Genomic DNA, 15085 nt, shown 5'->3' with positions numbered 1-15085 from the left:
TATCTCATGTTCTTATAGGTTCAATTGTACTGGTTTTCAGTGGATTGTACAGCGTTGCTTACAGAGCTTTTATTGACCTTTCCACTTGAATTTAAACCTTAATAACAAAGGCCAGCGTCTTCGTAAATGTAATATCAACAGTGGGGGATATGATTATCCATAAAGCGAAAAGGCCCACAGACAATCTATGGGCCTTTTCGTTTGGTTAACATGTCTGGTTTGAACTAGTAGCCAGCAGTGACTTTGTATCATTTTCTAACATTGCGGAAGCTATCATCATAAAGTCTTCAGCCCCGATCTCAAAGTGACCTTTACGAAATGGAAACCCCCAATTGCGATTCCCGCGCGTAAAACTGAGTTGGTCTAACAACGTTGCGATCTTTACTTCTTGACATGGAAGATAACGGAGATCTCGGCGAAAGGGTACAAATGATTCCGACATCTGATATTGGTAAACCCTGTCGTCGATAATCTGACCAATAGCGGTAAAAGCCTGAAGTGGCTTCCCTGTTGATATCTCTGTACGTGGAGAATAGTATATCATCCAGTCCCCCGGGGACATCTGTCTCAACATCGCAGACTTACCATGGCACAGCTGCGCAAACCCTCCCTCTACGGCTACATTCACATGAGAAGCAGATACAACACCAATCCAATATCTGCTGTCTGCTGTTTCCAATAATTTCAATGCTTCCGTTGTACTTCTCATCCTTCAACCAACTCCACTTCCTCTTGACCTGTGATATATCCAAGTATAAAAAAACACTGCTGACAGGTGTATGTCAGTAGTGTTTTAAGATGTTTTTGGCTACTTCCTTCATTCGGATGCGTAAAGACTCCGGCTCCAAGACCTCGATATCTCCACCCCAACCAAGTAAATAATGCAATATTTCCTCCGGGTAGCGGACACGAAAGTGAAAAATGACACCATCCTCTTGCTCCTCAAATGCATCCATATAGAAATGAAGGGCTTCCATAATTTTGTCAGCAATCTCAGGTTTAGCCCGAATGAATACCTGTTCGTTACGGTCGTCAGGAGGTCGATAACTGTTTAGATCAAAATCCTGCGGCAAAAGGAACTGATCCTCCAGTACCGAGAGTTCAGTCATGCGTGACAAACGAAAATGACGGATGTCTTGTCGCAGATCACAACGTGCAATTAACACCCAATTCTCCTGGACAAGTGAGAGTCCATACGGTGAAACCTCACGCATGTTATACCGATTGCCATCCGTTCCCGGCATTTTTTTCAGGTACATAAAGCTGATCTTACGTTGCTCCAAAATGGCATTACGTATTTGGTTAAGGTATGTCTTCACCCTCGCTCGGGTTAAAGGTTCCATCGTATGGAGCAGTCGCATCGTTTCCCGAACACGCGTGGATTCGTTACGAACCGATTCAGGTAAAATCGCTTCAATTTTCCGTTGAGCCGATTTAGCCTGCATCGCGTATTCTGTATCCAATCTTTGTTCGATAAAATCAGCTCCCATGAGCAGGGATACGGCTTCTTCTGCGGTGAAGCTTACCGGGGGCAGAAAATATCCTTCCATAAGGGAATACCCATGACCCGGAGCTCCCATAATCGGAACACCAGCCTCACTTAATGCCTGAATATCTCGATATATTGTACGTACACTTGTCTCAAATTGAGCCGCTAAATCTTCTGCTCTTAACATCTTTCTTCGCTGCAATTCAAGCGTAATCGCAAGCTGCCGCTCCGTTTTGTTCATTTTCTAGCCCCCACCGTTTCATCATCCAGACTTAACTTATTCTATCACAGTAACTTGCCCTTTCGTTTCGTGAATTACAGCAATGGAACGCCTGACATGCCAGCCGAAGTTTTAATCAATCCAATAAAAAAACTGACACCCCAAAAGGATATCAGTTTTTTCTTCTACTTTTTAGCTACTTTTCGTCTATTTCCTATCTAATTTACACACGGTTAAATCTCTTCTACACTTCTTACACGTACATCGCGAGCAACAATTTATAGATCATCGTTGCAGCTTCCGCTCGTGTCGTTTCACTTCCTGCACGAACCGTATGGTCCGTATATCCACTCACAATCTTGGCCTGCACCGCGGTATCCAGTGCTTCCTGTGCCCAAGATGGCGTCTGGGATGCATCGGTGAAACTTGGTTTAGCGGATGTATTGCCAGACATTCCGGCTTGTGCCTCCGAACTTACTTTCAGCGCATTCGCCATCATGACTGCCATCTCGGCACGGGTAATCGTCCGATCGGGCTTGAATGTGTTGTCACCGTAGCCTTTCACGATCCCGGCTTGCACGGCTGCGGCAATGTCGCCTTTCGCCCAGTCGGGCAGATTACCTTGATCTGCAAACGTTGTATCCGGCTCTACAGACTTCAAAGCCAGCGCCTTACTGAGCAACGTAACAAACTCTGCCCGTGTGATCTTCTTCGATGGTTGGAACGTACCATCTGTGTAACCTTGAATCACGTTCATGCCCAACAAACGATCTGCGTAGTCGGAAGCCCAGTGTCCATTCAGGTCAGACAGATTCACCGGTGTGTAACTGGACACAACGAATGTACCCAGATGATTCACATTGGCCGTTATGCTTCCTGCTGCATGCATCTTGCCACCGATAAACACCCAGCTCTGACGAGCTTCATTATAATAGTAGATTGCAGGTTGGGTGCCATTCGGCAGATCTGCCGAATCCACATTCAAGCTCAATGCCGCCTGCTCATTCAACGTTCTTCCGCCACTGCGACTAATCTGTACAGCTTGTCCCAGTACATTCAGGGAAGCTGTATTCTGCAACTTGTCCTTGGCAACCACGGACACGTGCAACTTATCCTTGGAACCAATGGCTCCCGCTGGAGCGTTGAATTGTACGATGTCTTTCAATCCGGCTTGGACCGGCTGATTCGCTACCACCTCAACCTTCACCTCAGTGGATGAGTCTGATCCCGTTTCAGGGTTCGTTGGTGGGGTTGGAACGGTAGGCGTTGGCACACTCGGTGTGCTTCCCCCTGAATTCCCACCGGAGTTGCCACCATTACCTCCACCTGAACCCTCGCCACCATTGCCTGAGCGAGCTTGTACAGTCACGGTACGGATAACTTCTTGTGCTGCATTACCAGCAATATCCTTCACGTAATACCGAAGGGTGTAGATTCCTGCTGCTTGTGTGTTCACCGTGCCATCCACCTGCACGGAACCACGGATGCCGACATTATCAGAAGCCTGTGCTCCAGGCTCATTGTAAGTGTCTCCCACATTCAGCGTCATCTGGCTGCTACCTTGCAGGGTGATGACGGGAATCTCAAGGTCCATTTTGATGACCAGAGGTAAAGTATACGTTTGTTCCAGATCATCTGTTGCCCGGAATAAAAGGTTGTGCTCTCCCGGCTCCGTTACCTCCAAAGGTGTATTCTCTTCATATGGCTCGTACGTCTGCCCTCCATCACGGGACAACTCGATCATCGCGGAAGTGGCAGGTGCGTATACTGCGCTCGTTACACTAACGGTTACGGACTGGTTCGTCCATGTATCCGTGTGATACGGCTGGCCGTCAGCGGTAGTCATATTGCTTTTTAACACCAACGCCTGATTATTCGTGCCTTCCACAATGACAGTGAACGTTTTGGGTTGAGACTCTGTACCACGTTTCACAGTTGCCGTCAGTTCCAGTCGCTCATTATTGTCCGGTTGCGCTAGTAGCTTGCCCTCGTTATTCATTAGTTCCGGGTTGGAGCTGGACCAGCTAATCGTTGCTCCGTGCTTCCCTTCAACAGGAAGGGTAAGATCGGAATGGACCGCGTTCAGATCGCCCAGATCAATTGCTTGAATTGTATCGGTTACCGCCTGTGCATCACTGTAAGGTGTGGCACTCACGAAGATTGGATTGGAGTAGAACCACAGATCGCGATAGTTGTTATCGTTAATTTGATTAAAACGGGTTGTTGCATCCGCCGTTGTATTTCTTGGATCAAGCTGCGGTTCACCATTGACAGTCTCACCTGTCACGTTCATGCCCAGATTCGTACCGCGCAGGCGGAAATACTTGTCCTGGTCTGTAGCTTTGATCTTGTACGTGATGACATTGTAACCCTCAGCATCTGTCGTCCAATCGTTGGACGTGAAGGTAGCCAGTACTTTGGTAGAGTCGTTGGTGTCTTTGTTATATGCTGCTGTACCCTTCTCGGCCTTGGCTGTCACATCTCCAACGATGAGATCGACGTGATCTACCACGGGTACTTGTCCAGCGGACGTGCCGCTGTTGATTGGTTTTTCATAGTTGTTGCTTGTCGTTGGACTCTTGAAGCGAATCTTCAGCTCTACTTCATCGCCTTGGGTCACATTAAGGTCTCCACCCATCTCAACCTGAGCACCCGCTCCGGAAGCCGTGAAGTCCAGTGCGTTGATCAGGTCACCGAATACGGAAAATGATTTCCCCGAACGCAGTCCATCCAGAACAGCCTGCATACCTGTACCCTCAACCCAGGAATACGTCTTGGCATATTCGCCCGGAAAATAACCACTGGAATTCGTGCCAATCGTCTTGAAGTGGTAATCCGAATTGCCATAGTTCCAGAAGTGACGTCCTTCTCCAAGCAATGCATCCCATAGTCCGCCAACCTTGGCGACCATATAGTCTACACCGCCGTATGTACGGTATTTGTATCCATCATCAGCGGTCGGATTAGCTACATTGTAACTTGTATTGTACCCTCCACGATCCGGTTCCATCTGGTTACCCAGCATGCCTTCGATACCGAATACCACTTGTGGAGCCAGATCGTTGAAATCGCGGAAGTCCGCGATGGTATATTTGTTTTTGCCGCGTGAAGGATGGTTGATCATCGCATAACTTGTCATTGGATAGTTGGTCGCGAGCCAATTGATGGCGGTTAAGGCATCCTGATGCGTCGTGTAGGCACGCCCTCCGTCCTGATCCCAATTCGCTACGTCTGCCGCATTAAACAGATTCGCTGCGCGATTCGTGAAACGGTACTCGAATTCCTTGGCAGCGTTCAGCGCTTCGGTTGAGTTCGGCTCATCCGTGAGAATCCCCACTCCAACGTGTTCATGTGTAGGCATGTCCCATTCGAAACCGGAAAAGATCGTTTTACCTGTGTATTTGCCTGCATCCTGAAGTGCCTTGATCTGTGGTACCTGATATTCATTCATTCCTTGGGACATGGGTATTGGTCCACCCGAAATGTCGTTCCCATTGTGATCTCGCTTGGATAACCGCAAGTGATCCGTAAGCGCGATCCAGTCCAGCCTATATTTGGTTAAACCAGCATCAAGCACGTCCTCCAGTGAAACCTGTGCATCATCGGACTCAAATGTATGTACGTGCAAATCTCCCGTTTGCCAAGAACCTGTTGCCGAGTTGTTGACTGGCGAGCCATCACCCGCATCTGCATAGGATACAGCCGCAGGAAAAGCACCCATGACCATCCCAGTAGCCAAGGGTATAAGTGTAAGCATAGCGAGCATTTTCTTGCCTTTTTTAGTGAACAAAATCGTCCCACCACCCGTTCTGAGTTGTTGTGTCGGGAGTAAATATAAGAGACTTTTGGGGGCAGGGTCAACGGCCTTGAAGCATATATTTAAAATTTTACATATATCTTCATTCGTTCATATTCCGTTAAAGGTTACTCAAGCTTTTTCTAACAGAGTCATGCTCTAGGCTGCTCCATATTGGGGGAGTGAATCTAGGGAAAACGCAGCAAATAGGAGGTGATACAAAATTCAGAGATTGTTCATGATTCAGGAAAGTTCCACCACTGCTGTGGATCATTAGGAGGAGAACCCGCTTAGGAGGAATGTTGAAACCGAGAACATAGTAGGTTTTGTAAAAAAATCAGGGTTGCGCATATTCTGAGTATAGAAAAAGCACCCCCGAATCACAGGCATGATATGCCCAGAAGCCGCAGGTACTTTGGGTTGTGCGGGATTTTGTTTCAGCCTTTACATCTTTACTTTTGTGAACTGGGGGCGAGTTGTTTGTGAAGTCCGGCCCATCTCCACTTTATATTTAAACTGGAAAAATACGATATATAAACCGATAATGTTGAAGATGGCAAACAACGCAAAGGACATTATTCATTGAAGGAGTTGTACACTTTTGAAAAGATTCTATCTAGGTTTTGGATTAACGATCATCGTTATCATTGGACTATTATCAAGCTCTACTCCAACAGAAGCAGCATCGAAGAAAGTAAATTTAAAATTGTCAGATGGAGCGACGTACTATGGCGAAGTTTTAAACGGGAAACCTCATGGTAAAGGAACCGCGAGATGGGGAGAAACCGAAGTGTACTCTGGAGATTGGGTGAGTGGTAAGCGGCAAGGAAAAGGCAAGTATACATATACATTAGTTGAAGGTGGAGGTGTCCCCTTTGAGGATTACGATGAATATAATATGGGCCATGGAACAGGTGAATTCACTACAAAAAACTACACCGGATCGTGGAATAATGATACATATCATGGTAAAGGGAAAGAAATTACGCAATGGTTAGAAGTGCAGTATCTTACTTCTCATGGCAAGGCTTACCCTATACTTGACAGTTACAGCAACACCATTAACGATGGAACATTCAATCAGGGCAAGATGTCTCAGGGATATTATGCAACCCACTCTTCAGATACTGCCTCACTAGGATATACCGATCATACGACTACGATTAATCTCAAAAATAATCATTTCAACGGAAAGTTATCCGGGGACCCGTACTTTTTTGACACGATTATCAATTATAAAAAGAAACACGGTTCTTCAGAGAAATATATTGGGATTAAACCATCCGAATTCTTCAAAGGCACATTAACTAGTGGCAAATTTACGGGGATTACATATCTAATCGATTATAGTAATACTGTTAGTTATTCTAAACAAGTCATACAGAACGATAACGTATTCAAAGAGAATCACATAACGTCTGTAGCCTTTGATAAGGATCGCAAGAAAATCATTCATGAATTCCTGCAAGCTATTAAGCCCTATTCAGTCAAAATTAATACCATTTCTGACGAGATTATGTCATTAAAAGACATTAACTATGAGGGAATGAGCTCTAGGTAGTGGAGGTCACAGAGTGAGAAAAAAGCGATGGATTGTGAGCATAGTCATTTTGATTATCATCCTTTTCATGAGCGAACTCTTGATGTTGTCCTCAGAAAAGGTCGGAGTTCTTAACACAACGCAGAGAATCATTTCAGGTGCACCTCATGTTATCGTTCAAGGACAAACATTGTCTTATCAAGGTAAGGTTCATTGGGAGGATGTCCAAAATAGTATCGAAGAATATTCCGTAAGCGATGAAGGAACGGTCTTGTATAAAGCAAAAGGCACCCCTGTACCACCACCTTGGATATATGTGAGAAAAGAAAAGAATGAGGGTTTCCGTTATAAGGTGCCTCGGCTTCCTTGGAAACTATAAATTCATCAGGCTACGTCGCGAGGCTCGTTTTGGAATGGGAAGTACCCACGAACATCCAGGACTATCTTGTCCTTGGTTCGCAGGTACTTGCAAGTAAATTAATGCTTCATCAATCAGGAGACATAGTTAACGTGAACACACTCTCCCAAGGCGTTTTTATAATATCATTTTGCCTCGTGTCTACTTTCAAGCCATTCGACCAAGAACCCCATGCACTTCCATTACTAAATACAGGATCCGAAGTTAATGGAACATCTACATACATCGCATAGCTACCTATAGTCTTCTTGTCTTTGGGAACAGTAATGAGTTGCACAACACGATCCTTACGAAGCTTCAAATCATTTGGTGCATTGACTTGCACGATCTCATATTGAATATAGGTGCGCATATACAATAGCCCATTACGATATGTCACCATACTTGGTTCAGGCCGAACATCTCCCTGAATAATCACTCTCTTGTTTTTTATCCATTTCACGTACGCTTCCATCTGAAGCTGTCTGGCTGTCTTATCACCCATCTTGCTAGTAGAACCACCCACATGGCTTTCTATTGCTTCTGCCCAATTCATATTAATGGTGCGATAATCTGTATTGAGCAAAAGTTCATAGTATTTTGAAATATGATTGGCGTACCGCCCAAAATCATCACTGGTTAACGCAATGGGTAGTCCGACTGCTTTTGACCGATAGAGCTGCGCTGCATTCAAAGATAAGCTTTTGGGTAATTTCGCTTTAGGAAATTCTTTCTCATAATACGAATTAGGGATACCCGCGAGAATATATGGATATTTGGACGCATTAACAGGTAGAGCTTTCGTTCGAATCAGTTTCCCGTAGTCATCCAGATTATCCTTTTGTGCAAAATCAGCAGTATATATCCCATATGATTTATCGAATGAGTAGTAATTCGACGTTAGGTTAAATGCTTCAGATAACACCTTTAGAGGGACATATACTTCCCCATTCCGGAACTGCGCTGAGGTATTTGAAGAAAGGTCATTCCTCTTACCATCGACCATACTGCTTTTGGTCACAGATAACGTATGGGTAGAATCGTTCATGTTTAATTTGCCGTTGGATATGGAAGCAGACCATTTCGCTTGTTTGGCAAAAGCCAGGGCCGGGATCAAAACTTCCTGTTTTACCGTGAGATAAGGTTTATTCGACGTAAAATAGAGATTTTTACCGTTCAAATTCAAATGAATGCTTTGCTCCCAGGCATGGAGTGTTGGCCACTGGAATGGGACCTGGACAGGGATTGGTGAATTCTTCTTTTTATTAGGCAGTTCCATGCCAAGGCCACCATCATGATTAAATCCCCACGCCCATACACTCAGATCCTTTTTTTGAACGACCATGTGTCCACTGTCTGCATCACTTAACAAACGTACATTCTTGAGAATAATCTTGGGATTGGTGACTTGATTGGCTGTGCCATCTCCTAAAGTACCTGTACGATTGCCCCCCCAACCGTATAGGTTTCCAGCTTCATCTAAAGCAAACCGCGCATCAGATGAATTCGAGATGTCCACAATTTTGGGTAGCTGCTGTATTTGTACAGCAGAGTCCCCGCTCTTAGTCCATACCGTGCCATCTTCTTTCAGGAACACAGATCCATACTGATCTACCTTTTTGACATCCGTTATTGTTATGTATTGTCTTGCTACAGAAGTTCCAGGCATAACATGCCACACCGTACCGTCTTGGCGAATGAAATACGACCCGAAGATATCTTTAACCTGATCTAATCCAGGCACAAGCGTGGGTAACGATGGTTCAGAATATGAATTTTTCCAGGCCAGAACCTGCCCATCTTTTCGCAGTGCATAGATAAAATCTTGAGTAGCCTCCACTTGGACAATCTTTTCATTTTCACTGAAGTGAGTCTTATCTCCTGAGTACACCTTAGTATACTCTGCCAGTTCACCGACTCCCCTTCCTTTCCATACCGTTCCATCCTGGGTTACGACAATAGCCACTCCGTACACTACAGAAACATCAACAATTTCATTAATTCCTTGTAATACGGATTGTGTATAATTCATCTTGTTGCCTTCGTCACTACCAAAACCACCCCATGAGATCAAAATCCCTTCTTCCGTTAGTACCTGTGTACCTGAGTAAGAAGTGATTTTTTGGAGTTTTGGAACTTCATTAGCAGAGGTTGCTGCATGGGTGAACGATGGTGCTGTTGTGAGAAAAACTAAAACTAAGACTAACCATACCTTGAAAAACTTTTTCATTATATCCTCCTTATATGCACTAAAATGCGAATACTGTCAGTCTAGCAGTCGTGGGTCATTTTTACTATCCATAAATTTCTGTTACTCCTACAAAAGCAACAAAAAAAGCCATTCAGTATACCTATGAATGGCTTGTATTAATTTACACATAACAATCAACCAAATCGACCACTAATATAATCCTGCGTACGCACATCGACTGGCTCGGCGAACATGCTTTGGGTAGCGGAATACTCCACGACTTCGCCGTTCAGGAAGAACACCGTCTGCTGGGATACGCGAGCAGCTTGCTGCATGTTATGCGTGACCATCACGATGGTATAACGCTCCTTCAGCTCATGCGTCAGCTCCTCAATCTTGAAGGTGGAGACAGGATCAAGTGAAGCAGTCGCTTCATCCATCAACAGAATATCCGGCTCTACTGCCAGCGCACGTGCGATGCAGAGGCGTTGTTGTTGTCCACCGGACAGGCTTAGCGCGGAGCGCTTCAGATTGTCTTTGACCTCATCCCACAGGACAGCAGATCGCAGGCCCTGCTCTACAATCTCATCCAGCTTCTTCTTACCATGAATGCCGTGTTGTCTTGGGCCGAAGGCCACATTGTCATAGATGGATTTTGGAAAAGGGTTCGGTTGCTGAAAGACCATGCCGATCTTCTTGCGAAGGGTCTCCACATGAACTTCCCCGCTGTAGATGTCGATTCCCCCTACGGCCACTTCACCTTCAATCCGTGTGCCGGGTATCCGGTCATTCATCCGATTCAGCGTACGTAGCAGGGTCGATTTGCCACAACCCGATGGTCCGATAAAAGCAGTGATTGCCCGCTCAGGAATTTCAATGGATACATTCTTTAGTGCTTGAAACTGCCCATAATACAGATTTAATTTGTTGATCTCAATAATAGGTTGCACAAGGTACCCTCCCGGGTTGAAATGGAATGATTTTCGGATTCAGCTTAAACAGCTAGCGTTATTCCTAGACGATACCGAGTTGCGGCATACTCTCTTCATCACGCTTGATTTTTGCGAGCATTTAACCACAGGGGTACACGGAACAGCACATTAATGAGCAACGCTACAAAGATCAACACCGCTGTTGTTTTCTGCGCAATTTCCTCAGCATCCGGTACAATGGCTTCCGATTGAATGTACCAGAGATGTACGGCAAGGGTACCGCCCGGCGAGAGCAAATTAAAGTCCCACATTTCTCCGGAGGTAGATACCCCAGCGGTGAGAATAATGACTGCACTTTCCCCAAATGCCCGGCCTGCCGTCAGGCAAATGCCTGTCATGATCCCATTGATAGCCACCGGCAACAATACTTGGCGGATCGTCTGGAGATGCGTTGAGCCCAGCGCAAACGATGCATTGCGAAGTTCCACCGGAACCGCTCTGACGGATTCCTCTGTTACCCGGGTAAGCACAGGCAGGTTCAGGAAAGCAAGACTGACGGCTGCGCCGAGAATCGTGAGACCAATTTCGAAAAACTCCACAAACAGGGCAATACCGAACAATCCAAAGATGATGGATGGCACAGAGGACAATCCCTCCACGCAGATACGAACAGTCTCGATCAGCTTATTGTTTGGTGCAAACTCTGCCAGATATATACCTGCCGCCATGCCAATCGGGATGGAGATGAGCAGCGACAGAATTAACACATAGAACGAGTTGAACAGTGCCGGGCCGATCCCGCCTCCTTCTTCAATCTCACTAGGAACACCATAGAGGAAATCCCAGCTGAGCAGCGGCAATCCTTTGTTCAGCAGCAGAAATAACAGTCCAACAATAAATAAAATGACGACAATACCAACGCCCCATACCATACCTGTAAAGAGCCGGTCCATCAGCATGGATGAACTTCTCCGTTTGCCAAAAGAATACGATGGGACGATAGCGTTCGCCTGCTTCTTCACACTCATACGTTGCGGTCCCCTCTCTTCTGAAGCAGTCTTACGATAACAATCATCAGAATCGAAATCGCGAGCAGTATAAATCCCATCATGTACAGACCATGATTCCAGGTGGAGTCGAATTCAACACTGGAGATCTGCATAACGATATTACTGGTCAGCACGGCTGTTGGTGTGAACAGACTATTCGCGAGCTGCGCTGTATTACCAATGACCATCACCACCGCCATCGTCTCACCGATGGCACGCGTCATCCCAAGAATGACGGCATACATGATGCCGCCTTTGGCGGCAGGTAAGACCACACGAGTCACCGTCTGGAATCGATTCGTACCAAGTGCATAGGCTGCATCACGGTACTTGTTCGGCACAGCAGATATGGCATCATCACTGATCCGGCTAATCGTGGGAAGTACCATAATAGTCAGTACAATGGACGCAGCGAGTAATCCGTCAGCCAGATCACGTCCGCTAATATCCCTTAGCCAGGGAATGAGGATCGTAAGTCCCAGGAAACCGTACACCACAGAAGGGATACCTACCAGCAGATCCAATACAGGACGCAAAATATGGCGAAGCCATTTGGGTGTCATCTCGGCCAAAAATACGGCAACGATCACAGAGATCGGAATCGCCATCAGCATCGTAAGTCCCGTAAGAGCCAACGTTCCCAGAATAAAGGTCAACGCCCCATAATGTTCATTTTCCGGGTCCCAGTTGGTGGAGAAAAAGAATTCACTCAGTGACACGTCAGCGAAAGTAAGGACGCCTGTGCGCAGCATAAGGATCAGGATACATAACAGGACGAGACAGACAAAGCTGACGCTGGCAATACAGACCATACGGAATATTTTATTCGACCATCTCAACCGCGCCTTACGGTCGAACCATTTCCCCGATCCAGGAGCCTTGCCAATACTTGTACCAAGCTCAGTTTGAGCGGGGCTGTTCGTGGATGGATTCAAATCGATCATGAAGTGCTCTTCCTTTCACATAGAGAAGCCAGCTTGCGACCGTGCGCAGAAGCTGGCTATCCCTTTTCTTATGAAATGTGAGAATGACGAACGTTTGAAGCTCCGTTATTTTACAGCCGCAAGCGGAATGAATTTCAGCTTTTTCAGGGAACCGTTCTGGAACTTGCTGCTTTGAATGTACTCGATGAATGCTTTGGTTGCACCGGTAGGTTGACCTTTGGTCATGTAATATCCGATACCCCATACTTTGTAGGTTTTATTCAGAACATTTTTCTCTGTTGGTGCTACGCCATTGATGGATACAGCCTTCATTTTGCTCGTTACATAAGGAAGGTCAATATAACCGATCGCATTCGGTGTGGTTTCAATGGTTGTTTTCATATCACCGCTGGAGCCAACTTCTTTGTAGTTGTCGCCTTTACTCATGAAGTCTTTGCCATCAAGCGCTTTTTGCTGGAAGTTGACCCGTGTGCCGGAACCGAACTTGCGGTTAACAACAACGATGTTGGCGTTCGCACCGCCGACGTCTTTCCAGTTGGTCACTTTGCCGGAGAAGATATCCTGCAATTGTTTCGTGGTCAGGTTGCTTACACCCACGTTCGTATTAACAACAGCCGTGAATACTGTTACCGCTACCGGATTGGCTACCATGCCATCAAATTTCTTGAATCCAGGTACATCCTTGGATGCATCCCAGTCCACAGCGCCAATGTCGGCAATCCCTTTACGTACGGATTGTGGACCTGTAATGGAACCTGCCGCGGAAGCAGAGATTTTGACTTTGGGATGATCCTTCTTGAATTCACTTGCTGCCTGAAGGGTCAGCGGAAGCAAAGCCGAAGAGCCGTTAATGACAATTTTACCTTTCTCCGTGCTCTTGGCAGCAGATGCCGTCGTTGCGCCTCCAAGTCCACCAATTAGAGATACCGCCATAAGCATTGCCGTGAAGGGTTTGATCCATTTTTTCATGTTCATTTAAACTCCTCTCAAATTATAAAATCATTCATATCAACTCGTGCTCACCACTCTTGGATCAAAATCTCATTTCGTAACGGCTCTCCAACTGCCACCCGCTTGAACCAGAACCCGGTCATTTTCAATCACGGCGATTTGTGAGCCGGCAACCGTAATGGAAGATACGTCGGAAGATACCGTATATAGTTTGGTTTGTTTGCCTGTCACCGTGTCGATCGAAAGAATGACGCTATTACTGTCATTCTGCGCGGCCAGTACATACAAGATGCCACCCGACAGAATCGCTTGCTCTACATCGAGATCGCCGTACACCGTAGTTGCCTTCTGGGATGAATCCACAGATTGCAGCGAAGCATTGCCGTCCTCAGACGGTACACTTACGTAGTAGGCTTTCTGCCCATCAACGGACCATACAAACACTTTATCATCCGTTGAAGTCGTTAACTGTGCAGCTTCAGGTTTTGATATTTCGTTGTTATACGAAAATATGTGTTGTTGATTGGCTGAAAAGTCAATAGACACGTTGTCTTCATCTACATTCGTTGCATCAGAGGTAACCTTACCAAGTGTCGTCACCGTGTAGATGAATCTTTTGCCATCCGCAGACACATTCAGGTTTTCTTTGTAATCTACCTTGTCTTCAACCAGTTTCTTAATCGTGCCATCAACCAGATTGAGACTCGCAATCACTGACCCTTTATCTCCTTGCAGGAAATAAATTGTGCTTCCGTCCGCTGACCATACCAATTCCGGTTTGATGCTGGTGTCATTTGTGATCAATCTCGAAGCTTTAGTCTTCAGATCAATAACATAGACGGCCCCTTCCGCATTCGTATACGCCGCTTGATCACCACTCGGGGAAACGACCAGATCCGATCCGCCATCTGTCGTTAACAACAACTCGTATGTACCACTCGTCGTATTCACGAGATAATCAGTGCGGCCATGGTCATCACTCTTGGAAACGATCATTTTGTCGGCTCCGGCAAAACGGGGATTTCCCGCACCTTCGAGCAGCGCTACCGTGCTAACTTCAAGCAGTCCGCTTCTCTTGACGATTGTACCGCCAACGCTGGATACCAATGGTCGGAGCGCAACGTAGCTTGTACCTCCAATAATCGTAACTGGTTGATTCAAATTCACTTTGTTACCATCCACCAGAAGTTGTTTCGCATTGTTCTGGAGTGTCACCGTGTGACCATTTAGTTTGATCACTGTCGTTCCACGTTGTACTTCCGCTTGCGCGCCGATAGCCTTGATCACATCACGAAGCGATACAAGTGTCTCGCCATTCTTCACCACCGAACGAACGATAACGCTGTTTCCGTTTATTGTAAGCGTGGAGTTTAGCACCTGAGCTGTACTAGCTGCAGGTTTCACTGCAGGAGCAGCTGATACTGCACTGACCACAGAAGTCGTTAACACTGTGGCTACCATGGACACTACGAACACCTTTTTCATTGACATTGGCTTTGGTCACCCTTCTTTTCTTCATATAATATGCCTTGTTATGTCGTGCCCTGTTGTCTGGTATTCTGCTTGTATCATCCAT

At 46.1% G+C, this 15085-nt stretch carries 11 protein-coding genes; 2 read left to right on the top strand and 9 right to left on the bottom strand.

What is annotated here, in order from left to right; genetic code table 11:
• Nucleotides 1–205 precede the first annotated feature (205 nt).
• From ACTHPG_RS14985 to ACTHPG_RS14975, 3 genes are all read right to left on the bottom strand, one after another.
• Nucleotides 206–709, bottom strand: a complete 504-nt coding sequence (locus ACTHPG_RS14985) for an EVE domain-containing protein (RefSeq protein WP_440390396.1) — start codon at nt 707–709, stop codon at nt 206–208.
• A gap of 73 nt (nt 710–782) precedes the next feature.
• The gene (locus ACTHPG_RS14980) at nt 783–1730 is read right to left on the bottom strand and encodes a helix-turn-helix transcriptional regulator (protein WP_440390395.1); all 948 of its coding nucleotides are present in this window, start codon (nt 1728–1730) and stop codon (nt 783–785) included.
• Nucleotides 1731–1962: 232 nt separating this feature from the next.
• Complete coding sequence (locus tag ACTHPG_RS14975) at nt 1963–5499, bottom strand: S-layer homology domain-containing protein (RefSeq protein ID WP_440390394.1); 3537 nt, start codon at nt 5497–5499, stop codon at nt 1963–1965.
• A 607-nt stretch (nt 5500–6106) separates the two neighbouring features.
• Here ACTHPG_RS14975 and ACTHPG_RS14970 point away from each other — a divergent pair.
• Nucleotides 6107–7066, top strand: a complete 960-nt coding sequence (locus ACTHPG_RS14970) for a hypothetical protein (RefSeq protein ID WP_440390393.1) — start codon at nt 6107–6109, stop codon at nt 7064–7066.
• A gap of 13 nt (nt 7067–7079) precedes the next feature.
• Nucleotides 7080–7424 carry a hypothetical protein gene (locus ACTHPG_RS14965; protein WP_440390392.1) on the top strand — a complete coding sequence of 115 codons (345 nt, stop codon included), beginning with the start codon at nt 7080–7082 and terminating at the stop codon, nt 7422–7424.
• Nucleotides 7425–7533: 109 nt separating this feature from the next.
• Here ACTHPG_RS14965 and ACTHPG_RS14960 read toward each other — a convergent pair whose 3' ends face one another.
• From ACTHPG_RS14960 to ACTHPG_RS14935, 6 genes are all read right to left on the bottom strand, one after another.
• Nucleotides 7534–9672 carry an RCC1 domain-containing protein gene (locus ACTHPG_RS14960; RefSeq protein WP_440390391.1) on the bottom strand — a complete coding sequence of 713 codons (2139 nt, stop codon included), beginning with the start codon at nt 9670–9672 and terminating at the stop codon, nt 7534–7536.
• A gap of 155 nt (nt 9673–9827) precedes the next feature.
• Nucleotides 9828–10583 carry a phosphate ABC transporter ATP-binding protein PstB gene (gene pstB / locus ACTHPG_RS14955; protein WP_440390390.1) on the bottom strand — a complete coding sequence of 252 codons (756 nt, stop codon included), beginning with the start codon at nt 10581–10583 and terminating at the stop codon, nt 9828–9830.
• Nucleotides 10584–10681: 98 nt separating this feature from the next.
• Nucleotides 10682–11593: a phosphate ABC transporter permease PstA gene (gene pstA / locus ACTHPG_RS14950; RefSeq protein ID WP_440390389.1), complete on the bottom strand. Its 912-nt coding sequence runs from the start codon at nt 11591–11593 to the stop codon at nt 10682–10684.
• Nucleotides 11590–12558: a phosphate ABC transporter permease subunit PstC gene (gene pstC / locus ACTHPG_RS14945; RefSeq protein WP_440390388.1), complete on the bottom strand. Its 969-nt coding sequence runs from the start codon at nt 12556–12558 to the stop codon at nt 11590–11592. Before pstC ends, pstA begins: the two co-directional genes overlap by 4 nt.
• 105 nt (nt 12559–12663) lie before the next feature.
• Nucleotides 12664–13527, bottom strand: a complete 864-nt coding sequence (locus ACTHPG_RS14940) for a phosphate ABC transporter substrate-binding protein (protein ID WP_440390387.1) — start codon at nt 13525–13527, stop codon at nt 12664–12666.
• Nucleotides 13528–13599: 72 nt separating this feature from the next.
• Nucleotides 13600–15000, bottom strand: coding sequence for a stalk domain-containing protein (locus tag ACTHPG_RS14935; protein ID WP_440390386.1), 1401 nt, complete (start codon nt 14998–15000; stop codon nt 13600–13602).
• Nucleotides 15001–15085 lie beyond the last annotated feature (85 nt).

It is taken from the genome of Paenibacillus sp. SAF-068, from assembly GCF_051967555.1.
In the GTDB taxonomy this organism is placed as follows: domain Bacteria; phylum Bacillota; class Bacilli; order Paenibacillales; family Paenibacillaceae; genus Paenibacillus.
Note: the sequence above shows the minus strand (reverse complement) of the source record. Positions and strands in the feature narration are given on the sequence as shown.